Source organism: Pararhizobium sp. LjRoot255, from assembly GCF_964252905.1.
In the GTDB taxonomy this organism is placed as follows: Bacteria; Pseudomonadota; Alphaproteobacteria; order Rhizobiales; family Rhizobiaceae; genus Pararhizobium.
In genome coordinates this window covers 2,208,716-2,230,808 of record NZ_CAXUPQ020000001.1, presented here as the reverse complement: position 1 = coordinate 2,230,808, position 22,093 = coordinate 2,208,716, and the positions used below count along the sequence as shown (strand labels likewise).

Below are 22,093 nucleotides of genomic sequence, written 5' to 3'. Positions count from 1 at the left end.
ATGTCTCTTGTCGAACAACCGGTCCGGGCTTTCCCGGGCCGGTTTTTCTTTTTAAGAACGGCATGCACCGCAGGGCCGCCTTGCCGTATAAGAGGCACGCTCATCTTACCCCGCAGGATACCCGAATGACCGCGACCGACATCACCGCTCCGAACCATCCGCCCGTCAAATTTGGAAAAGTGGGCGTTTTGCTGGTCAATCTCGGCACGCCGGACGGCACCGACAAGACCTCGATGCGGCGCTACCTCAAGGAATTCCTGATGGACCGGCGCGTTATCGAATGGTCGCCGTTCTTCTGGTACCCGATCCTCTTCGGCATCGTCCTCAACACGCGTCCCGCCAAGGTCGGCAAGGCCTACGAGACGATCTGGAACAAGGACCTCAATGAGAGCTACCTGCGTACCTATACCCGCAACCAGGCGGAACGGATGGCGAAATCCTTCGCCGACCTTCCGAACGTGCGGGTCGACTGGGCGATGCGCTACGGCCAGCCGTCGATCCGGTCGAAGATGGAGGAACTGCAGAAGGACGGCTGCGAAAAAATCCTCGTCTTCCCGCTCTATCCGCAATATGCGGCAGCGACCACGGCGACCGTCAATGACGAAGCCTTCAAGGCGCTCCTGAAAATGCGTTGGCAGCCGGCTTTGCGCACCGCAGCACCCTATCACGACGATCCCGTCTATATCGACGCTTTGGCCAATTCGATCACGAGCCACCTTGCCACGCTCGACTGGGAGCCGGAGGTGGTGCTTGCCTCCTTCCACGGCATCCCGCAATCCTATTTCGACAAGGGCGATCCCTATTACCTTCAGTGTCAGAAGACCGCGCGTCTGCTGCGCGAAAGGCTCGGCTGGCCGAAGGAAAAACTGCAGGTCACCTTCCAGTCCCGCTTCGGGCCCGAGGAATGGCTGCAGCCCTATACCGACAAGACGGTCGAGAAACTGGCTCAGGAAGGCACTAGGCGGATCGCCGTCATCAATCCCGGCTTCGTTTCGGATTGCCTGGAGACGCTGGAGGAAATCGCCGAACAGGCCGCCGAGAGCTTCCATCACAACGGCGGCGAGAAGTTCACCCATATCCCCTGCCTCAACGACAGCCCGGGCGGCATGAGGGTGCTGGAGGATGTGGTGCGCCGGGAATTGATGGGCTGGGCTTGACTGACCACCCTCCCCTTGAGGGGGAGGTGGAGCGAAACCAGAACATCGCCGCACGAAATTCTCGCAATCCTTGCAAATAGGGCAGCCAACTGCCACGTCTTATCCTAAAGTGCGTTCAACAACAGGATGCACGCACCCAACAGGAGAACACCTAATGCCACTGGCCGGACTGGATATTGCCGTTGTTGTACTTGTGGTGCTCGCCGTTCTTCTCATTTTCAAAGGGGTCAAAACAGTCCCGCAAGGCTATCGCTACACGGTCGAGCGGTTCGGCCGATATACGAAGACGCTTGAGCCGGGCCTCAATATCATCATTCCCTTCATCGACGGCATCGGCGCCAGGATGAACGTGATGGAGCAGGTGCTCGACGTGCCGACGCAGGAGGTCATCACCCGCGACAATGCGAGCGTGTCGGCCGACGCCGTCGCCTTCTACCAGGTGCTGAACGCCGCCGAGGCCGCCTATCAGGTCTCCGACCTGCAGACCGCCATTTTGAACCTCACGATGACCAACATCCGCTCCGTCATGGGCTCGATGGACCTCGACGAGCTCCTGTCCAACCGCGACACGATCAACGACAAGCTGCTGCGCGTCGTCGATGAGGCTGTCGGCCCCTGGGGTATCAAGGTCACCCGCGTCGAGATCAAGGATATCCAGCCGCCCAAGGATCTGGTCGATGCCATGGCGCGGCAGATGAAGGCGGAGCGCGAGAAACGCGCCCAGGTGCTCGAAGCCGAAGGCTCGCGCAACGCGCAGATCCTGCGCGCCGAGGGCGCCAAGCAATCGGCGATCCTGCAGGCCGAAGGCCAGCGCGAGGCAGCGTTCCGCGACGCCGAAGCGCGTGAACGCCTGGCGGAAGCCGAAGCCAAGGCCACCAAGATGGTGTCGGAGGCGATCGCCGCCGGCGACGTGCAGGCGATCAACTATTTCGTCGCGCAGAAATACACGGAAGCCATGGCGGCGATCGGCACCGCCCCGAATTCGAAGATCGTCCTGATGCCGATGGAAGCCTCCTCGCTGATCGGCTCGCTCGGCGGTATCGGCGCGATTGCCAGGGACGTGTTCGGCGATGGCGGCAATTCGCTGGCCCCCGTGCGGCAGACGACGCCACGCACGGCGCCCGTCCGCAATCCCTTTGCAACACCCCAACAGGAAAGCTGATCCATGATCGAGCGCATCATCCTTGAACTCGGCCCCTGGGGCTGGTGGGCGCTGGGTCTCATGCTGCTGGCAGCCGAAATCGTCGCGCCCGGCATGTTCCTCGTCTGGATCGGCATTGCTGCCATCCTGACCGGTGCCGTCTCCCTGCTGCTCTGGGAAACCAGCGTCTGGGTGTGGCAGGCACAACTGGTGTTCTTCGCCCTTCTCTCTGTCGCCGCGGTTTTCGCCGGGCGGCGCCTCCTTGCCCGCTCCGCCGATACGTCTGACGAACCGCTCCTCAACCAGCGCGGTGCCCGCCTGATCGGCCGCACAGCCGTGCTTGAAAAACCAATCACAGAAGGCCGCGGCCGGATCCGGCTCGACGACACGACATGGACCGTCAGCGGGCCGGACTTGCCCGCCGGCGCCCGCGTCAAGGTGACCGGCAGCAGCGGCGGCCAACTGACCGTGGAAAGCGCCTGAAATTAAAGCCGAAAAGCCGTTTCGGAAAGGAACGGTTAACTACATCCGTTTACCGTTGCTAAATACTGGTAAACGGATTTCCGGGCATATGACGCCATTCTTTCCACGCACGAAGAGGACTTGCGTCCTGCGCCCGGCGGCCGCCGCCTGGCTCGTTGCCGGCTGCGCGATGCTCTCGCCCTGCATCGTTTCCGCTCAAGCTCTTGTTCCAGCATCCTCCGGTACCGGCACAACGGCTTCCAGCGATGACCCTGAAACGACCACACCCGGCACGACGAATGCGAACGCTGCCGCAGCCGCTGGAACCGCGACCGGCCAGGATGCCCTCACCACCGGCTCGATCAGCACCGATGCAGGCGAACCGCTGCTCAACGATCCGATAATCGATGAGGATATGGCCCGCACCAATCTGCGCGAAAACACCGTCGATGGCCTGCGGTCGCAGCTCGATCTCGAACGCAACGACGCGCCCGGCATCCGGCTCGGCAGCTTCATCCTGAAGCCGACCCTCGGCCAGAGCTTCAACTTCGAAAGCACCAGGACCGGCAGTTCGAAGGAAAGCCGCAGCTATCTCGAAACCGGTTTGAAAGGCACGTTGACCTCCGACTGGTCGCGTCACCAGCTGTCCGTGACCGGCGAAGGCACCTGGCAGCGCAACCTCTCCGGCTCCGGCGAGACCGAACCGACCGCCGACCTCGAGGCTGCCCTTCGCCTCGACATCGGCAACAACACAACGGGAACGCTGAAGGCCGGCTACCATTTCGAACGCGAGGATGCGACGGATCCTAACGCGATCAGCGGTGCGAGTACGCAATCGGGCGTCAACCAATATACGCTCGGCGCCGGCATTGCACATGACTTCGGCATCCTGCGCGGCTCCGCCAAGGTTGATTACGATCGCTACGTCTATGGCGATGTGGATCTCAGCGACGGCTCGACATTGTCGCAGGAGGACCGGAACCGCCATGCCGGTGCGGTGACCCTGCGGGCGGGCTACGAGCTGTCCCCGGCACTCGTCCCGTTCATCGAGGCGTCCGCCGGAAAATCGATCTACGATCTGCGAACAGACACGTCCGGTTTCGAGCGCTCCTATGACAGCTACGGCGGCCGGGCCGGCGTCGAGGTTGATCTCGGCGAAAAGCTCAGCGGCGAAATCGCGCTCGGCTACGAGACCTACCGTTTCGACGACAATCGCCTCGATAATCTGAGCGGCTTCACCATCGACGGCCTGCTCAACTGGTCGCCCCAGCGCGGCACCAACATAACCTACGGCATTTCGACCGGCATCGAACCTTCGACCACGCCCGGCGACAGCGGTGCGCTCGCCTATGCGCTGAGCAGCAAAGCGACGCATGAGCTCCGCTCGAACCTGGTGGCCCGCCTGTCGAACAGCCTGACTTTCCGCAACTATCCGTCCGGCAGCGTCTCGCAGGACCAGAGGGTCTGGCTCGCCGGCGCTGGCCTTACCTGGGACCTGAACCGCTATCTCGCCCTGACCGGCGATGTCGGCTACGAGCGCACCACGCAGGATACCGGCGCCGCGACCAATGTCGCACGCGTAGGTGTCGGCCTTACGCTGCGACGTTAAACACGTAAAACCCCGCCTGCCTTGCTGCAAGCGGGGCTCCCCCATTCGGCCCGAACTTACTGCAGCTTCGAAACAAGCGCCTTGAACTGTGCTTCGACGGCCGGGCGTATGTCGGCGCGCTCAAGCGCAAAAGCAACGTTGGCAAGAATGAAGCCATCCTTGGCACCACAGTCGTAGGTGTCGCCGCGGAAGACATAACCGGCGAAATCCTGGGAGTTGAGCAGCTTCAGCATGCCGTCCGTGAGCTGGATTTCATTGCCTGCGCCGCGCTCCTGGTTTTCCAGGATGGAGAAGATTTCCGGCTGCAGGATGTAGCGGCCGTTGATGAAGAAGTTTGACGGCGCCGTGCCCTTGGCCGGTTTTTCGACCATACCGGTGATGCGGAAGCCATCGCCGATCTTCTCGCCAACGCCGACGATGCCGTATTTGTGCGCCTGGTCCGGTTCGCACTCCTCCACCGCGATGATGTTGCCGCCGCTCTCGGAATAGAGGTCGATCATCCCCTTCATGCAGCCCGGCTCGCCACGCATGATCATGTCGGGCAAAAGCAGCGCGAAGGGTTCGTTGCCGACGATCTCACGGGCACACCAGACGGCGTGACCGAGCCCCAACGGCTCCTGCTGGCGCGTAAAGCTTACCGAGCCCGCCTTCGGCAGTTGCTGGGCCAGAAGCGTCATCTCGGCCTTCTTGCTGCGCTCGCGCAGCGTCTGCTCAAGCTCGAAATGAATGTCGAAATAGTCCTCGATCACATGCTTGTTGCGGCCTGTGACAAAAACGAAATGTTCAATGCCTGCCTCAAGCGCCTCGTCGACGACATACTGGATGATGGGCTTGTCGACGACCGTCAGCATTTCCTTGGGAACGGCCTTGGTCGCCGGCAGAAATCTTGTTCCAAGACCGGCCACGGGGAAAACGGCCTTACGAACTTTACGCTTGTCAGTCATTGACATCTCCAGAATCACGCCATTGCGATTTAAAACGGGTCAAATTGTTATCAATAGGGATTAAGCGGCAAATTGCTATTTTTTTGCGAAGGAAGACGGCACCAACCATTCATGGTAAAGAATTTGTTGACTTCATTTTCGTAAGATCCCCACTCTGGCGGTTGGCTTTTGGCTGAACGGCCCGAAAATGGAACCACATGCATGTAACCTATGCGTGAAGCTGGCTCTAAGACTGTAAATTTGCGCACCGCCATCAATCCGATCTTATGCGGAGCGCCGACCAACGGAACCGACAGCTGATGACAAAGACCCGAAAAAATCTCCTCTGCCGTGCCGCAGCCGCGTTCATCACAGCCACAGCCCTGTTTGCCTCGTCGCCCGCCTCGGCGGATGCCGGTTTCGAGACCTGGATCAACAGCTTCTATGCCACCGCGGCAAAGAGCGGGATCACCAAGGCCACCTATCGCCAGGCTTTCGCAGGTATCAAGACGCCCGATCCGGACGTGCTTGAGAAAGCACGCTATCAGCCCGAATTCAAGCACAAGATCTGGGAATATATCGATAGCCGCGTAAACCCCTATACACGCAAGATCGGACAGGAGATGGCGGTCAAGCATGGCCGAACGCTCGCCGCCCTGGAGCGCCACTTCGGCGTCGACAAGACCATCCTTCTGGCGATCTGGTCGATGGAATCCAACTATGGAGCGGTCTTGGCAAAGGACGAGCGCCTCCATTATGTTCCGCGCGCCTTGGCGACCCTTGCCTATGCCGATCCGAAACGGGCCAAATATGCCAAGACCCAGTTGATTGCCGCATTGAAGATCCTGCAGAACGGCGACATCAGCCCGCGCGAACTCAACGGCTCCTGGGCAGGCGCCATGGGCCACACGCAGTTCATCCCGACCAGCTATCTGCTCTACGCCATCGACGCCGACGGCAACGGCCACAAGGACATCTGGAACTCCGTGCCGGATGCGCTGGCAACCGCTGCCAATCTGTTGAGGAAGAACGGCTGGCAGCCGGGCCAGACCTGGGGCTATGAGGTGGCGCCATCGCAGAAAGCCGGCAAATATGCCGGCCAGACGAAGACGCTGGCGCAATGGGCCGCCCTCGGCTTCACCCGCCCGAACGGCAAGGGCTTCCGCAACGGCGACCAGCGCGCGGAGCTGAAAATGCCCGGTGGCGCCGGCAGTCCCGGCTTCCTGATGACCAAGAACTTCTTCGTCATCAAGCGCTACAATGCGTCGGATTCCTATGCGCTCGGCGTCGGCCTGCTTGCCGACGAAATCGCCGGTTACGGCGGCATGCTGCAGGCCTGGAGCCGCCCGGACGGTTCGCTCGACATCAAGCAGAAGTTCGAGTTGCAGTCCCGCCTGAAATCACTCGGCTATTATGACGGCGAAGTCGACGGCAATTTCGGCTCCGGTTCAAAGGCCGCCATCCAGGCCTTCCAGAGCCGCAACGGTCTCGCACCGGACGGCGAACCGACGCAACATCTGTTGAAGGCTCTGCGGAACTAGCCCTCAATTGCGGCGCATTCCTGCGCCACGATCGGCGGATACAGAAGGCAGCCAATGCCCATGCCGGTGCGCATTGGCTTTAGCGCGAAAGACGCCCTGGACAGTTTCATGAGCACGAAAACGGCATTCAGACGCGGCGTGAATTGGCTGCTCAATGGCCTGATCGTCATCGCGGTCGGCGCCACGGCATTGGTGATGGAGCCACCGCGACAGGCCGGTGCCCAGGAGCGCCGATCGATCATCGACATGTTGTTCGGTTTCGGCCGGCGGCGGCCACCGCCCGTCTATGAAGACGTTCCGATCTACGAGCCCCGGCAGAGGCAGCCGCAACAGCGCCAGAAGCCACGAAAAATAAAGCAGAAGGCCAAGCCCGCTCCGGTCGAGCCCGCCCCCGTCGTGGTTGAAAAACTGGAAAATGCCAAGAAGGTTCTGGTCGTCGGCGATTTCATGGCCGGCAGTCTCGGTGACGGGTTGAAAGTTGCCTTCGAGACGACGCCCGGTGTCGTCATCGAAACACGCGCCAACGGCTCCTCCGGCCTGGTTCGCGAGGATTATTTCAACTGGCCGGAAAACCTGCCGGTTTATGTCGCCGAGGTGACCCCATCGATCATCATCGTCAGCCTCGGTGCCAACGAACGCCAGCAGATGTCGATCGGCGGGGAAAAGGAAAAATTCCGTACCGACCGCTGGCTTGCCGAATACACGCGCCGTACCGGCGCCTTCGCAGCACTCGCCCGCAGCGAGAATATCCCCCTGCTCTGGGTCGGCATGCCGCCCTTCCAGTCCACCGCGATGACCGCCGACATGGTCACCCTGAACGGCATCTTTCGTGCGGAAACTGAAAAAGTCGGCGGCACCTTCATCGATATCTGGGACGGTTTTGTCGATGAGGGCGGCAAATTCGTCATGACCGGGTCGGACATCAACGGCCAGCAGGTTCGCCTGCGCGGCTCGGACGGTATCAACCTGACCAAGGCCGGCAAGCGCAAGCTTGCCTTCTACGTCGAGAAGGATATCCGCAAACTGCTCGGCGACGCGGCCGCCTCGACGCAGGACGTTCCGGGTGCCGACGGGCTGAAAGACCTCGTCGTGGCTGCCCCCACCGCCAACGAAGACATCCTCCAGACCCAGCCGATCAGCCTCGATGATCCCGATCTCGATGGCGGCGCGACCCTTCTCGGCGGCACGGCACCGCTCACCAGCGGCAAGAGCCCGCGCGACCGCCTGGTCGAAAAGGGCGAGATCGCCGATGCTCCGGTCGGGCGGGTGGACGATTTCCGGCTGGCAAAACCGGAGACTGTGATCAGCAATCCGGTGATGAGGAACTGAGGAGACCTCGTGGCGTGCCGCGAACCCCGCAACCGGGGTTGTTGACTTGACAAAGGCGCCGGATTTCGTTACATGTAACGAAATCCGAAGGACTGTGAGCCATGCCGACACCTGTCAATCAGCGAGTCCAAAAGCGCCGGGAGAGTCTGCGCGCGGCAGGACTGCGGCCTTTGCAGATATGGGTTCCCGACACACGGCGACCAGGATTCGCCGAGGAATGCCGCCGTCAATCGCTGTTGGTCGCGAAGGCCGATGCGATCGATCAAGAGTTACAGGACTTCATGGATGCGGCCCTTGCCGATCTGGATAGCGACAACGCATGAGGCGGGGCGACCTTGTCACAGTCGCGATGCCCGGCGATTTTGGTAAGCCCCGTCCCGCCCTTGTCATTCAGTCGGATCAATTCGACAGGAACGCTACCGTCACCGTCCTGCTGGTCTCCGGCACGCTGGTTGACGCGCCCTTGATCCGGTTGACCACCGAACCAACACTTGAAAATGGCCTCCGCAAGACGTCACAGGTCATGATCGACAAGATCATGACCGTAAAGCGCGACCGACTTGGAGAGGCGTTCGGCCGGATCGACGACGAAACAATGATTGCCGTCAATCGGTCGATGGCTCTGTTCTTAGGCTTCGCTTGATCGTGGCAGGAAAACACGCGAACCCTATCGCGAACATGAACATGCGGCGCTTCTCGTGGGAGCACCGCATGCCGTTGATCGAGTTACCTCAGTCGTTCCCTTACAACGCCTTACCCTACCGCGGCAGCACCGTCGAGCCCATCAGCGCCTCATCGATGGCGCGGGCCGCCTGGCGGCCTTCGCGGATCGCCCAGACGACCAGCGACTGACCGCGGCGCACGTCGCCGGCCACCCAGAGCTTGTCGAGCGAAGTGCGGTAGTCCTTGTCATTGGCAACGACATTGGTCGAGCCGCGGCGGTCGGTGTTGATCGTCAGCTTGTCGCCGAGATCGTTCAGCACGCTGTCGGTGAACGGGCCGCTGAAGCCGATGGCGATGAAGGCAAGATCGGCCTTGATGACGAATTCCGTGCCGGCGATCGGCTTGCGGCGCTCATCGACCTGACAGCACTTGACGCCCGTCAGCATGCCGTCTTCGCCGACGAATTCGAGCGTTGCCACCTGGAACTCGCGCACGGCGCCTTCGGCCTGGGAGGAGGAGGTGCGCATCTTCGTTGCCCAGAACGGCCAGACGGCAAGCTTGTCTTCCTTTTCCGGCGGCATCGGCCGAATGTCGAGCTGGGTGACCTTGACGGCGCCCTGGCGGAAAGCGGTGCCGACGCAGTCCGACGCGGTATCGCCGCCGCCGACGACGACGACATGCTTGCCGCCGGCCAGGATCGGATCGGACGGCCAGCCGACGCTGTCGATGTTTTCGCGGCCGACGCGGCGGTTCTGCTGGACGAGATAAGGCATCGCGTCATGTACGCCGGCAAAATCGACACCCGGAATGCCGGCGTTGCGCGGTGTTTCCGAACCGCCGCAATAAAGCACGGCATCATGCTCCTCGATCAGGCTGTCGACGGTGCGGTCGACGCCGACATTGACGCCGCAATGGAAGGTCACGCCCTCGCCGCGCATCTGGTCGACGCGCCGGTCGATGAAATTCTTTTCCATCTTGAAGTCGGGGATGCCGTAACGCAGCAGGCCGCCGGGCTTGCTTTCGCGCTCATAGACATGAACCTCATGGCCGGCGCGGGCGAGCTGCTGCGCCGACGCCATGCCGGCCGGGCCGGAACCGATGATCGCAACCTTCCTGCCGGTCTTCGTCACGGCCGGCTGCGGCACGATGTAACCCATCTCGTAGGCCTTGTCGGCGATCGCCTGCTCGACGGTCTTGATCGCGACCGGCGCGTCCTCGAGGTTGAGCGTGCAGGCTTCCTCGCAGGGTGCGGGGCAGATGCGGCCGGTGAACTCCGGAAAATTGTTGGTCGAGTGCAGGTTGCGGATCGCCTCGTCCCAGTTGCCGTTGTAGACGAGATCGTTCCAGTCGGGGATCTGGTTGTGCACCGGGCAGCCGGTCGGGCCATGGCAATAGGGGATGCCACAGTCCATGCAGCGTGCGGCCTGCTTCTGCACTTCCGGGTCCGACATCGGGATTGTGAATTCGCGGAAATGCCGAATGCGGTCCGACGCCGGCTGGTACTTCGCCAGTTGCCGGTCGATTTCCATGAAACCTGTAACCTTACCCATGTTTCGTCCCTTATATCATAGAGGAGGCCACGCGGGACCCCAGTACCAGTAGGCGAAGCCGATCAGCGCCCCCAGCACGATAAATTCCATATTGATTTCGCCGTTCACCATGAACGCAACCGCTGGAACAGCGATCGCGACACCCGTCGAAATCACCCAATGAATGGCAGCGCCGCGCGGCATTACTCCGCCGCGATGCCCATCCGCATGCGCTCCATTTCCTCCAGCGCACGCCGGTATTCGACCGGCATGACCTTGCGGAATTTCGGCCGGAACTCGACCCAGTGGTCGAGAATCTCCTTGGCGCGCAGCGAACCCGTGTAGTGCAGATGGTTCGAGATCAGCTGATAGAGCCGCTCGTCGTCATGGCGCGTCATGTCGCCGGATATGTCCACCCTGCCCTTGTGCATGAGATCGCCGCCGTGATGATGCAGTTTCTCCAGCATGTCATCCTCTTCCGGAACCGGCTCAAGCTCGACCATGGCCATGTTGCAGCGCATGGCGAAATCCTCGCTCTCGTCCAGCACATAGGCGACACCGCCCGACATGCCGGCCGCGAAGTTGCGGCCCGTCTCGCCGAGAACCACGACCACACCGCCGGTCATGTATTCGCAGCCGTGATCACCGACGCCTTCGACGACCGCAATGGCACCGGAGTTGCGCACCGCGAAGCGTTCGCCGGCCACACCGTTGAAGTAGCATTCACCGGAGATGGCGCCATAGAGCACCGTGTTGCCGACGATGATCGACTTGGCTGCGACGATCTTCGAGGTTTCCGGCGGGCGCACGACGATGCGGCCACCCGAGAGGCCCTTGCCGACATAGTCGTTGCCGTCGCCGATCAGCTCGAAGGTAATGCCGCGCGCCAGGAAGGCCGCGAAGGACTGGCCGGCCGTGCCGCGCAGCTTCACCGAGATCGTGTCGTCCTTGAGCCCCTTGTGGCGATAGCGCTTGGCGACTTCGCCCGACAGCATGGCGCCAGCCGAACGGTCGACGTTCCTGATGTCGACCTCGATCGAGACCGGGGTCTTTGATTCCAGCGCCGGCTGCGCGGCCGCAATCAGCTTGCGGTCGAGGATGTCGTGGATCGGATGGTTCTGCTTCTCGGTCCAGTAGGTCTTTTCCTTCGGCGCATCGACCTTGTGGAAGATGCGGGAGAAGTCGAGACCATTGGCCTTCCAGTGCGAGATCATCGCGTCCTTCTCGAGCAGTTCGGAAAGGCCGATGATGTCGTCGAACTTGGCAAAGCCGAGCGAGGCGAGGATTTCGCGCACTTCTTCGGCGACGAAGAAGAAGTAGTTGACCACGTGCTCGGGCGCACCCTTGAAGCGCTTGCGCAGGACCGGGTCCTGCGTCGCCACTCCCACCGGACAGGTGTTGAGGTGGCACTTGCGCATCATGATGCAGCCGGCGGCAATCAGCGGCGCCGTCGAGAAGCCGAACTCGTCGGCACCCAGCAGCGCACCGATGATAACGTCGCGGCCGGTCTTGAGACCCCCATCGACCTGCAGGGCGATACGCGAGCGAAGCCCGTTCAGCACCAGCGTCTGATGGGTCTCGGCAAGGCCGATTTCCCAGGGAGAGCCGGCATGCTTCAGCGAGGTCAGCGGCGAGGCACCGGTGCCGCCGTCATAGCCGGAGATGGTGATGTGATCGGCGCGCGCCTTGGCAACGCCGGCCGCAACCGTACCGACCCCGACTTCGGAAACGAGCTTCACCGAAACGTCCGCTTCCGGGTTGACGTTCTTCAGGTCGTAGATCAGCTGCGCCAGATCCTCGATAGAGTAGATGTCATGGTGCGGCGGTGGCGAGATCAGACCAACGCCCGGCGTCGAATGTCGGGTCTTGGCAACCGTCGCATCGACCTTGTGGCCGGGCAGCTGGCCGCCCTCGCCGGGCTTTGCCCCTTGCGCCACCTTGATCTGCAGCATGTCGGCATTGACCAGATATTCGGTCGTGACGCCGAAACGACCGGACGCCACCTGCTTGATGGCGGAACGCTCGGGGTTCGGCGAGCCGTCATACAGCGGGAAGTAGCGATCGGCTTCCTCGCCGCCTTCGCCGGTGTTGGACTTGCCGCCGATGCTGTTCATGGCGATCGCCAGCGTCGTATGGGCCTCGCGGCTGATCGAGCCGAAGGACATCGCCCCGGTCGAGAAGCGCTTGACGATGTTGACGGCCGGCTCCACCTCATCGATGGAGATCGGCTTACGGCCGATGGCGTCGGCTTGCCTGACCGAGAACAGGCCGCGAATGGTGTTCATCCGCAGTGCTTCGCCGTTCACCATCTCGGCAAATTCGCGGTAGCGGTCGACGGCATTGCCGCGAACGGCGTGCTGCAGCGAGGCAACGGCGTCCGGCGACCAGGCATGGCCTTCGCCGCGCATCCGGTAGGCGTATTCGCCGCCGATATCGAGCGTGTTGGCAAGGATCGGATCGGAACCGAAAGCCGCCTTGTGACGGTTGAAGGTTTCGCTCGCGATCTCCGTAAGGCCGATGCCCTCGATCTGCGTCGCGGTACCGAAGAAATAGCGGTCGACGAGCTCCGACGAGAGGCCGATGGCGTCGAAGATCTGGCCGCCGCAATAGGACTGGTAGGTCGAGATGCCCATCTTGGACATGACCTTGAGAATGCCCTTCCCGACCGCCTTGATGTAGCGATAAACGATTTCGCCGCCATCGACTTCCTTCGGAAACTCGCCGCGCTTATGCATGTCGGTGAGCGTGTCGAAGGCGAGATAGGGGTTGATCGCTTCGGCGCCGTAGCCCGCCAGCAGGCAGAAATGGTGCACTTCGCGCGGCTCGCCGCTCTCGACGACAAGACCGACGGAGGTGCGCAGCCCCTTGCGGATCAGGTGATGGTGCACGGCGGCGGTCGCGAGAAGCGCCGGGATCGCGATGCGGTCCGGGCCGATCTGGCGGTCGGAGAGCACGATGATGTTGTAACCGCCCAGGACGGCCGCTTCCGCCCGCTCGCAGAGCCGGTCGAGAATTTCCGGCATGCCTTCGGCGCCACGCGCGACGTCATAGGTGAAGTCGAGCGTCTTGGTGTCGAACCGGTCTTCGGTGTGGCCGATCGAGCGGATCTTTTCCAGGTCGCCATTGGTCAGGATCGGCTGGCGCACTTCCAGCCGCTTGGCATGCGACATGCCGGCATGATCGAGAATATTCGGGCGCGGACCGATGAAGGAGACGAGGCTCATCACCAGTTCCTCGCGGATCGGATCGATCGGCGGGTTGGTGACCTGCGCGAAATTCTGCTTGAAATAGGTGTAGAGCAGCTTCGCCTTGTCCGACATAGCAGAGATCGGCGTGTCGGTACCCATCGAGCCGATCGCCTCCTGGCCGGTCGTCGCCATCGGCGACATCAGGATCTTGGTGTCTTCCTGGCTGTAGCCGAACGCCTGCTGGCGGTCGAGCAGCGACACGTCGCGGCGCAGCGCCCGCGGCTCGACAGGCTTCAGATCCTCCAGAATGAGCTGGGTGTTGTCCAGCCACTGACGGTAGGGATGCGCGTTGGCAAGGTTCGACTTCACCTCCTCGTCGGAGATGATGCGACCTTCCTCCATGTCGATCAGCAGCATTTTGCCCGGCTGCAGGCGCCACTTCTTGACGATGCTTTCTTCCTTCACCGGCAAGGTGCCGGCTTCGGACGCCAGGATGACGCGGTCGTCGTCGGTCACGAGATAACGGGCTGGGCGCAGACCGTTGCGGTCGAGTGTCGCGCCGATTTGGCTGCCGTCGGTGAAGCAGACAGCAGCCGGACCGTCCCACGGCTCCATCAGGGCGGCATGATATTCGTAGAAGGCCTTGCGTGCCGGCGCCATTAGCTGGTTGCCGGCCCATGCTTCCGGGATCAGCATCATGACAGCGTGCGACAGCGGATAGCCACCCTGCACGAGGAATTCGAGCGCGTTGTCGAAACAGGCCGTATCCGACTGGCCCTCATAGGAGATCGGCCAGAGCTTGGAGATGTCGTCGCCGAACAAAGGCGAGGACACCGATGCCTGCCGCGCGGCCATCCAGTTGACGTTGGCGCGCAGCGTGTTGATTTCGCCATTATGGGCGACCATGCGGTACGGATGCGCCAGCTTCCAGGAGGGGAAGGTGTTGGTTGAGAACCGCTGGTGCACCAGCGCCACTGCCGATTCGAAGCGCGGGTCGGCCAGATCCTTGAAATAGGCAGCCACCTGATAGGCGAGGAACATGCCCTTGTAGACGATGGTCTTCGACGACAGCGACACCGGATAGAAGCCGGTCTCGGCGCCATGGAAGGCATCATAAATACGGTTGGAGATCACCTTGCGCAGCGTGAAAAGGCGCCGTTCGAACTCGGCATTGGTCGCCGCATGGCGGCCGGCGCCGATGAACACCTGCAGGTGATGCGGCTCGGTTCCGGCGATTTCCGGCGCCTTGGAGAGAGAGGAATTGTCGACCGGCACTTCGCGGAAGCCGAGCAGCGTCTGCCCCTCTTCGGCGACGACGTCGGCGATCACCTGCTTGAAATGGACAATCTGGGCCTCGTCCTGCGGCATGAACAGGTAGCCGACAGCATAATCACCGGCCTTCGGCAGCGTGACACCTTGAAGAGCCATTTCCTCGCGGAAGAAGCGGTCGGGGATCTGTACCAGAATGCCTGCGCCGTCGCCCATCAGCGGATCGGCCCCGACGGCGCCGCGATGCGTCAGGTTCTCCAGGATGAACAGGCCATCCTTGACGATCTGGTGCGACTTCTGACCCTTCATATGCGCGACGAAGCCGACACCGCAGGCGTCATGTTCGTTCTTCGGGTCGTAAAGGCCCTGTTTTTTCGGCAGGCCGGACGGGAATGCGGCGTTTTTCTCAACCGTCGCCGTTTGGCGCACAGTGTTGAGTCCAGTTTCGGTGGATGGCGTAAAGTCCGTCATCGTCTTCCTCCTGTTGACCCGGCTTGAGACCGGATTTTCCGCAGTCGAGGCAGGCTTTTGCGGGCAGGTTACCCGTTCCAGGCCGGCGCCGGCATTATCGTTGCATGATCCTGATCCGGTCGCAAATGAAGCATTTACTGCATCAGGCAAAGAGTGCTCGCGACCATCGCAATTGCCACGTCAGCCCGGACAATCGAGCGTCCGGCGCGGTTGACAATCGTCAGCCGGCCACCGCTTTGTGCGGGCTTACCGGCGTCTTTCCGGTCTTGAGACCGAAATAGGACAGTCTTGCTGTCCTATTTCATAGGCTCTATGCCAGAAAGCTCCCCAGACCGCAAGGGTACCAATATAAAATATTCTGGGCGATTTTGCTGAACATTGCGGTTAATTTCGCATTTTTGTAATTTTCTTTCGCCAACCCGCCATTTTCTTCGATTTGGTTTCAAACTGGTCTGACATTGTCCTTATCTCGGCAGTTCCGGATTGATTGCCGCTCCAGCATCTTTATGGTCGACGCCACCCAATTCCGCCGGAGCTTGCGCCCGGAAACCACAGGAACACATCGATGATCTTCTCCTCCGACAATTGGGCGGGCGCCCATCCCGTGATTGCCGAAAGCCTGGTCAAGGCGGCCGGCGGCTTCGCCTCCGCCTACGGCACCAGCGACCTCGATAAAAAGGTGGAGAAGACACTTTCCGACGTATTCGAACGCGACGTCGCCGTCTTCTTCGTCGCGACCGGAACGGCAGCCAATTCGCTGGCATTTTCCAGCGTCAACCGCCCGGGCGGCCACATCTTCTGCCATCGCGAAGCGCATGTGAATGTCGATGAATGCGGCGCGCCGGAATTTTTCTCTCATGGAAGCCGCCTGACCCCGGTCGATGGCCCGCTCGGCAAGATCGATCCCGTGAGACTGGAGGCCGAGATCAAGCGCTTCCCGCCCGGCTTCGTCCATGGCGGACAGCCGATGGCAATCACGATGACGCAGGCCACCGAGGCCGGCACGGTTTACAGTCTCGATGAGATCGACACGATCGCGCACATCGCAAGGAAATTCAAACTGCCTCTCCACATGGACGGCGCGCGCTTTGCCAATGCGCTGGTGACGCTTGACGTCAGCCCGGCTGAAATGACCTGGAAACGCGGCATCGACCTGCTCTCGTTCGGCGGCACGAAGAACGGCTGCTGGTGCGCCGAGGCGCTCATCCTGTTCGACACCGCAAAGGCCGGTCAGATGCATTATCTGCGCAAGCGCTCCGGTCAGCTCTTCTCCAAGTCCCGCTTCATCGCCGCCCAGTTCGATGCCTATCTCGAAGGTGGCCTCTGGCTCGACCTCGCCCGGCACGCAAACGGCATGGCGAACCGGCTGGCCGAAGGTATCGAAGCATCGCGGGGCGCACGGCTTGCCTGGCCGAGCGGTTCCAATGAACTCTTCGTAATCCTGAAGAAGGACACGGCGAAAAAGCTGGAAGAAAAGGGCGCCGTCTTCTACGACTGGCCCGTGCCACACACATTGGCAGGATCGATCGCGGCCGACGAAGGCCTTTATCGTCTGGTCACCAGCTTCGCGACGACCAAAGAGGACGTGGAGCGATTTATCGCGGCTTGCTAAGCCCTGCCTGCGGCAGCCCAAATAAAAAACGGCGCCCTCCCGGACGCCGTTTCTCCATCTCTTGATCGGTGCTTGAGCGCTTACTTGGCAGCGGCTTCGATCTCAGCGGTTTCGACCTGGGTCGTTTCGATCTGCTTCGGCTGCGACTGCGCAACGGTGATACCGATCTTGCGCGGCTTGGCAGCTTCCGGGATCTCGCGCAGGAGATCGATGTGAAGCAGGCCGTTCTTCAGCGAAGCGGACTGGATTTCCACGTGATCGGCGAGCTGGAAGCGGCGCTCGAAGGCGCGCTTGGCGATGCCGCGATACAGGAACTGGTTTTCCGGTGCCTTTTCTTCGCCTTTCTCGCCCTTGACGGTCAGCGTGTGCTCGCGCGCTTCGATCGAAAGCTCGCTTTCGTCGAAACCGGCGACGGCCATCGTGATCCGGTAGGTGTCTTCACCGGTCCGCTCGATATTGTAGGGCGGATAGGTCTGCGACTGGTCCGGCTGGCCGAGGCTGTCAAGCATGGTGAAGAGACGGTCGAAGCCGACCGTGGAACGGTAGAGGGGGGAAAAATCAACGTGACGCATGATGTCCTCTTGAGAGCAACTGTTAGCGATCATGGCTTTGTCATCCCGAAAGCGGCGAGGGCAAAGCCGGTTAAACGGGCCCGTCTTCGGCGCCCGCATGGATGAGATGGGAATTGTTTTTCCGGCCTTCAAGACCCTGAAATCAGGTTCCGCCGCCGGAAAACGCGGCCTTTTCGATAAACGCAGGATGAACGGATGGTTCCGGCGGCATTCAGCTTCCATGCGCTAATTTGGCATTATCGGAAGACAAGGCAGGCAGCACGGTGAACGTCCCTTCTCCCGCACGCTGCCCGCTTTCAGCCGACCGACTGTCTCTGGCCGGGAACGGTAAATCAATCCCCCCCCGTTTCCGGCCCTTTTTCTTTGACGGCCGGCGCCTGCTCGCCTATCCCTTGGTGCCAATGCTGTGACCTGCACCCTTCCTTAATCGGAATCCCCCAAGGATGGGGTCTGTTATCAGCGCACACCTTGCGGAGACCCGCCGGACCGATCTTGCCCATGACGCCCACCCTTCATTCCACCCCGGACAATCCGATCCCCGGCAATCACACCGTAGGCTTCTTCGAAGGCATCGGGGCCAAGAAAATCCGCTACGCGATTTTTAAATGCGATGCGCCGGTTGCCAAGGGCACTGTCGTGCTTCTCCAGGGCCGCAACGAGTCGATCGAGAAATATGCCGAGACCATCAGCGAATTGACGGCGCGGGGCCTCTGGGTCGCGACCTTCGATTGGCGCGGCCAGGCGGGTTCGGAACGCCTGCTGAGGACGCCCCGCCGCGGCCATGTCCGCCGCTTTTCAGACTACGAGCGCGACCTCACCATTTTCCTCGACAAGATCGTGCTGCCCGATACACGCCTGCCCTTCTTCATGCTTGCCCATTCCATGGGCGCGCTGATCGCCCTGTCGCAGGCGCCGCTGCTCGCCAGCCGCATCGATCGCCTGGCGATCCTGGCGCCCTTCGTTGCGCTTGGCGGCCAGAAGCTGGGACACGGCACGATCAGTTGTCTCGCAGCCGCCTTCAGCTTGTGCGGGCTCGGCTTCCTGCCGTTGATGCGCGACAATGGTTCACTACCGTTTTCGGAAAACCCGCTGACGTCGGATGCCCGGCGCTTTGCCCGCAACAAGGCGCTGACAGACACGCATCCCGAACTGGCACTGGGGCCGCCGACCGCCCGCTGGCTGCATGAAACCTTCAAGGCGATCAAGCGCACTACCAGCCGCGAGCACCTGACGCAGATCCGCGTGCCCACCATCATCCTTGCCCCGACGCGGGACCAGCTCGTGCCGCACCTTGCCGTCGAGAACCTCGCCCGCAACTTCCGCGCCGGCCACATGATTCCCATTGATGGTGCCCGCCACGAACTGCTGCAGGAGGCAGATTACTACCGCGCCCAGGCCATCGCTGCCATCGAAGCCTTCATTCCCGGCAGCAGCGCCGATATGGCGATGACGGACGTGGACGAGCCATCCGGCGAGAGCGTCGAGCACTCAGCCCTTTAGGATCGCCAGCGCCTGTTGGTGAACCTCGGCGCTGCCGGCGGCGATGATTTCGCCGCCCATTTCCGCGGGCCCTCCGTTCCAGTCGGTGACGATGCCGCCGGCCTGTTCGATCAGCGGGATGAGCCCGCCGACATCATAGGGCTTCAGGCCGCATTCGATGACCAGGTCGATATGGCCGGAGGCGAGCAGCGCGAAGGCATAGCAATCGCAGCCGTAGCGGGCGAGCTGCACCTTGCTCTGAACGGCTTCGAAGCGGGTCTTGATGTCGCCGGTATAGAGATGCGGCGACGTGGTGAACAGGATCGCCTGGCCGAGGTCGGCGCAGGGGCGTGTGGCGATCTTCCTGTTGCCGTCCCGGCCGCGATAAAACGCATCCTTGCCGTCGGCGAAGTAGCGTTCCTCGGTAAAGGGCTGGTCCATCAGCCCCATCACCGCCTCGCCCTTATGGTAAAGGCCGATCAGCGTACCCCAGACCGGCAGGCCGGAGATGAAGGCGCGGGTGCCGTCGATCGGGTCGATGACCCAGACGTAATCCCGGTCAAGCCCGACATTGCCGAACTCCTCGCCGAGAATGCCATGATCGGGAAAATGGCTTTCGATCAGGTTGCGGATCGCCGCTTCGGCGGCACGGTCGCCTTCCGTCACCGGATCGAAGCCGGCCGCTTCCTTGTTGGCAACGCTGATGCCGGTGCGGAATCGCGGCAGGGTTTCCGCCTTGGCCGCGTCGGCGAGGCGATCGAAAAATTCACGGTCCGGCAGCATGAAGCCTCACGAAAATCGAGGAAAAGGGATGCTTAACGTGCTTATTGCAGATTTTTTTAAAAAAGAAGCCTGTCCCCGAAAATTAGGAAAAATGCGGCGGATTCGCCCGCGAGAAAGCAACATTTCGTCAGAAATCCGAAGAACGTACATCAAAATGCCCAAAGCGCTTCGAAATCGCGCCATTTTGCCAATTTCCTGCGATCCGCATATGGCGCACCGCAGCAAACCAACCAAGATTTCGCCTTGACAATTGTGCACTGCAATATTAACCTTTCCCTACAGTCACTTGTGGCTGTAAATACCCTCCTTGGGTGTTTCCTCCCTAGACTTAGCCGCGCCACAAGCGCGGTTTTTTTTGCCCGTTTTTTGGGGCCCGTTTTTTGGGGGGAAAGGGCAGCGGCGCTACTCGGCCGCGAGCGAAGAATTTCCGGCGTATTTTTCCACATGCGCCGCAAGGCCGCCAAGGAAGATGCCTATGGCCTGAGCCAGCATCGGAAAGTCCTTCTTCTTCTGCAGCGTCGCCTCATCGACATAGAGACCGCGATTGATCTCGATCTGCAGGGCGTGCAACCCGCGCGCGGGACGGCCGTAATGCTCGGTGATGAAGCCGCCGGCATAGGGCTTATTGCGGGCGACGGAAAAGCCGAGATCCTCGAGGAGCGAGACGGCCGTGCGCGACAGGTCGGCAGCGGCGCTGGTGCCGTAGCGGTCGCCGATGATGAAATCCGGCCGCTGTCCGGTGCCTGCCAACCGGATATTGCCCGGCATCGAATGGCAGTCGATCAGCACCGCCAGCCCGAACTGGACGTGGGTGCGGGCGATCAGCCGCCGCAGGCAGGCATGATAAGGCTTGTAGATGGTTTCGATCCGCTCCAGCGCCTCGGCGACAGGAAAGCGGCCACGGTAGATTTCCATGTTTTCCGCCACCAGCCGCGGCACCGTCCCGAGCCCGCCGGCCACCCGCATCGAACTGATATTGGCATGCGGCGGCAGGGCGCCATCGAACATGCGCGGGTCGAGTTCATAAGGCTCGCGGTTGACGTCGAGAAAGGCACGCGGGAAATGCGCCAGAAGCAGCGGCGCGCCGAGATCCGTCACCGAGTGGAACAGCTCATCGACGAAATGATCCTCCGAGCGGCGGATCGACAGGTCGTCCAGACGTGACTGCTCGAGAAAGGACTGGGTATAAATCCGGCCGCTATGGGGCGAATTGAACACAAAGGGAATGCGCTGCATCTCCGGCTCGCGAACTTCGAACTGTTCGGTTTCGCTGACGTTCTGCGCCATCGCAGCCCTTTTTTACCATGTCACAATCTTGGTGCTTCGTGTATGTTGCCAGCAGGCAGCATTCATGTCCATAGTCGTTTCCTGCCAGCGAACGGAGCTTGATCTCTTGTCTTCACCGGATATTTACTCGCATGCGGTTTCATTGACGTCACCGCAATTCCCGACATCGACACGTAAGGTGCAACGGCTTTATCCATGAGTCCAAAAATTCTCCTCGCCGAAGACGATAACGACATGCGCCGCTTCCTGGTAAAAGCCCTGGAAAAGGCCGGCTACAAGGTGTTGTCCTTCGACAATGGCGCAAGCGCCTACGACCGCCTGCGCGAAGAACCGTTCTCGCTCCTTCTGACCGACATCGTCATGCCCGAAATGGACGGCATCGAGCTTGCCCGCCGGGCGACCGAACTCGATCCGGATCTGAAAGTGATGTTCATCACCGGCTTCGCCGCCGTCGCACTGAACCCCGATTCGAAGGCTCCGAAGGACGCCAAGGTGCTGTCCAAGCCGTTCCACCTGCGCGATCTCGTCGACGAAGTGAACAAGATGCTGGCCGCCTGAGCCCGGTTTGCAAGGCGTCCCCAGGTCGCAAAACTTCCTGTCAAAAAGCCGATAAAAGCCTATTGACGCCACAAGAGGTTTTGTGATCTATGCGCCGACATCGGATGGGCGTGTAGCTCAGCGGGAGAGCACTACGTTGACATCGTAGGGGTCACAGGTTCAATCCCTGTCACGCCCACCATCCAATTGCCTACCAGAACAAAGGGCTTGCCAAGAGATTGGCGAGCCCTTTGTTTTTGTCGGAATTGCCAGTAAGCGCATTGTAGGCAGCAAACGGGAACACGCGGATACGCCCCAATTCCCGCATGGCCCGAATTACTCTTCCCGATGGCGAGCCGGTGCTGCGTGCGGCGCCGCAACGAGAACCGCGGAACCGGCGTGGCGGGCTTCCGGCTGCGCCGCGCCCGCTCTTATAGTCTCGGCCGGCAGCAGGGCGCAATTTTTGGGACCAAAATGCGCATGCCTATCCGAAAAGCGCTGAACAAATGCGATGTTGCTAAAATATTTACACTTTCTAAAC

19 protein-coding genes and 1 tRNA gene are annotated in these 22,093 nt (G+C 61.2%); 13 read left to right on the top strand and 7 right to left on the bottom strand.

Annotated elements, in window-relative coordinates:
- The first annotated feature begins 125 nt into the window (after positions 1-125).
- The 4 genes from hemH (at position 126) to ACSQ2W_RS10770 (ending at position 4,369) form a co-directional block, all read left to right on the top strand.
- Positions 126-1,157, top strand: coding sequence for a ferrochelatase (hemH, locus tag ACSQ2W_RS10785; protein ID WP_436086239.1), 1,032 nt, complete (start codon positions 126-128; stop codon positions 1,155-1,157).
- A 154-nt stretch (positions 1,158-1,311) separates the two neighbouring features.
- Positions 1,312-2,319 carry an SPFH domain-containing protein gene (locus tag ACSQ2W_RS10780; RefSeq protein WP_436086238.1) on the top strand — a complete coding sequence of 336 codons (1,008 nt, stop codon included), beginning with the start codon at positions 1,312-1,314 and terminating at the stop codon, positions 2,317-2,319.
- 3 nt (positions 2,320-2,322) lie between these two features.
- Positions 2,323-2,781: an NfeD family protein gene (locus ACSQ2W_RS10775; RefSeq protein ID WP_436086237.1), complete on the top strand. Its 459-nt coding sequence runs from the start codon at positions 2,323-2,325 to the stop codon at positions 2,779-2,781.
- A gap of 88 nt (positions 2,782-2,869) precedes the next feature.
- Positions 2,870-4,369, top strand: a complete 1,500-nt coding sequence (locus tag ACSQ2W_RS10770; protein ID WP_436086236.1) for an outer membrane beta-barrel protein — start codon at positions 2,870-2,872, stop codon at positions 4,367-4,369.
- 56 nt (positions 4,370-4,425) lie between these two features.
- Here ACSQ2W_RS10770 and galU read toward each other — a convergent pair whose 3' ends face one another.
- Positions 4,426-5,313 (bottom strand): UTP--glucose-1-phosphate uridylyltransferase GalU, encoded by an 888-nt coding sequence (galU, locus tag ACSQ2W_RS10765; protein ID WP_436086235.1) that lies wholly within the window; start codon positions 5,311-5,313, stop codon positions 4,426-4,428.
- A 299-nt stretch (positions 5,314-5,612) separates the two neighbouring features.
- On the opposite strand from galU, the gene ACSQ2W_RS10760 reads away from it, so the two are divergent.
- From ACSQ2W_RS10760 to ACSQ2W_RS10745, 4 genes are all read left to right on the top strand, one after another.
- Complete coding sequence (locus ACSQ2W_RS10760) at positions 5,613-6,833, top strand: lytic murein transglycosylase (RefSeq protein ID WP_436086234.1); 1,221 nt, start codon at positions 5,613-5,615, stop codon at positions 6,831-6,833.
- 108 nt (positions 6,834-6,941) lie between these two features.
- Complete coding sequence (locus ACSQ2W_RS10755; protein ID WP_436086233.1) at positions 6,942-8,162, top strand: SGNH/GDSL hydrolase family protein; 1,221 nt, start codon at positions 6,942-6,944, stop codon at positions 8,160-8,162.
- A gap of 101 nt (positions 8,163-8,263) precedes the next feature.
- Positions 8,264-8,485: an antitoxin MazE family protein gene (locus ACSQ2W_RS10750; protein WP_436086232.1), complete on the top strand. Its 222-nt coding sequence runs from the start codon at positions 8,264-8,266 to the stop codon at positions 8,483-8,485.
- Positions 8,482-8,805 (top strand): type II toxin-antitoxin system PemK/MazF family toxin, encoded by a 324-nt coding sequence (locus ACSQ2W_RS10745; protein ID WP_436086231.1) that lies wholly within the window; start codon positions 8,482-8,484, stop codon positions 8,803-8,805. The genes ACSQ2W_RS10750 and ACSQ2W_RS10745 overlap by 4 nt, the downstream gene beginning before the upstream one ends.
- 115 nt (positions 8,806-8,920) lie before the next feature.
- Here ACSQ2W_RS10745 and ACSQ2W_RS10740 read toward each other — a convergent pair whose 3' ends face one another.
- Genes ACSQ2W_RS10740 through gltB form a run of 3 tightly spaced genes read right to left on the bottom strand, consistent with a single transcriptional unit; the run spans position 8,921 to position 15,282 of the window.
- Entirely contained in the window at positions 8,921-10,375 is a 1,455-nt protein-coding gene (locus ACSQ2W_RS10740) for a glutamate synthase subunit beta (RefSeq protein ID WP_436086230.1), read from the bottom strand.
- Between the two features lie 15 nt (positions 10,376-10,390).
- A complete protein-coding gene (locus ACSQ2W_RS10735; protein WP_436086229.1) occupies positions 10,391-10,558 on the bottom strand; it encodes a hypothetical protein in 168 nt (55 codons plus the stop codon).
- Positions 10,558-15,282 (bottom strand): glutamate synthase large subunit, encoded by a 4,725-nt coding sequence (gltB, locus tag ACSQ2W_RS10730; RefSeq protein WP_436086228.1) that lies wholly within the window; start codon positions 15,280-15,282, stop codon positions 10,558-10,560. Before gltB ends, ACSQ2W_RS10735 begins: the two co-directional genes overlap by 1 nt.
- Before the next feature lie 565 nt (positions 15,283-15,847).
- Here gltB and ACSQ2W_RS10725 point away from each other — a divergent pair.
- Positions 15,848-16,894, top strand: a complete 1,047-nt coding sequence (locus ACSQ2W_RS10725) for a threonine aldolase family protein (RefSeq protein WP_436086227.1) — start codon at positions 15,848-15,850, stop codon at positions 16,892-16,894.
- An 80-nt stretch (positions 16,895-16,974) separates the two neighbouring features.
- Here ACSQ2W_RS10725 and ACSQ2W_RS10720 read toward each other — a convergent pair whose 3' ends face one another.
- Positions 16,975-17,466, bottom strand: a complete 492-nt coding sequence (locus ACSQ2W_RS10720; RefSeq protein WP_436086226.1) for an Hsp20 family protein — start codon at positions 17,464-17,466, stop codon at positions 16,975-16,977.
- 498 nt (positions 17,467-17,964) lie between these two features.
- On the opposite strand from ACSQ2W_RS10720, the gene ACSQ2W_RS10715 reads away from it, so the two are divergent.
- Positions 17,965-18,966: an alpha/beta fold hydrolase gene (locus ACSQ2W_RS10715; protein ID WP_436086225.1), complete on the top strand. Its 1,002-nt coding sequence runs from the start codon at positions 17,965-17,967 to the stop codon at positions 18,964-18,966.
- Here ACSQ2W_RS10715 and hisN read toward each other — a convergent pair.
- Positions 18,955-19,728 (bottom strand): histidinol-phosphatase, encoded by a 774-nt coding sequence (hisN, locus tag ACSQ2W_RS10710; protein ID WP_436086224.1) that lies wholly within the window; start codon positions 19,726-19,728, stop codon positions 18,955-18,957. The two genes, ACSQ2W_RS10715 and hisN, sit on opposite strands and share 12 nt — an antisense overlap.
- A 28-nt stretch (positions 19,729-19,756) precedes the next feature.
- Here hisN and ACSQ2W_RS10705 point away from each other — a divergent pair, with 28 nt between their 5' ends.
- Complete coding sequence (locus ACSQ2W_RS10705) at positions 19,757-19,975, top strand: hypothetical protein (RefSeq protein ID WP_436086223.1); 219 nt, start codon at positions 19,757-19,759, stop codon at positions 19,973-19,975.
- A 155-nt stretch (positions 19,976-20,130) separates the two neighbouring features.
- Here the strand turns inward: ACSQ2W_RS10705 and ACSQ2W_RS10700 are convergent, their stop codons facing one another.
- Positions 20,131-21,015 carry an N-formylglutamate amidohydrolase gene (locus ACSQ2W_RS10700; RefSeq protein ID WP_436086222.1) on the bottom strand — a complete coding sequence of 295 codons (885 nt, stop codon included), beginning with the start codon at positions 21,013-21,015 and terminating at the stop codon, positions 20,131-20,133.
- A gap of 195 nt (positions 21,016-21,210) precedes the next feature.
- Between ACSQ2W_RS10700 and cpdR1 the strand changes: the two genes are divergently transcribed.
- Positions 21,211-21,573 (top strand): response regulator CpdR1, encoded by a 363-nt coding sequence (gene cpdR1, locus ACSQ2W_RS10695; RefSeq protein ID WP_018327941.1) that lies wholly within the window; start codon positions 21,211-21,213, stop codon positions 21,571-21,573.
- 106 nt (positions 21,574-21,679) lie between these two features.
- Positions 21,680-21,754: transfer RNA gene (locus ACSQ2W_RS10690), tRNA-Val, on the top strand.
- Positions 21,755-22,093: the final 339 nt, after the last annotated feature.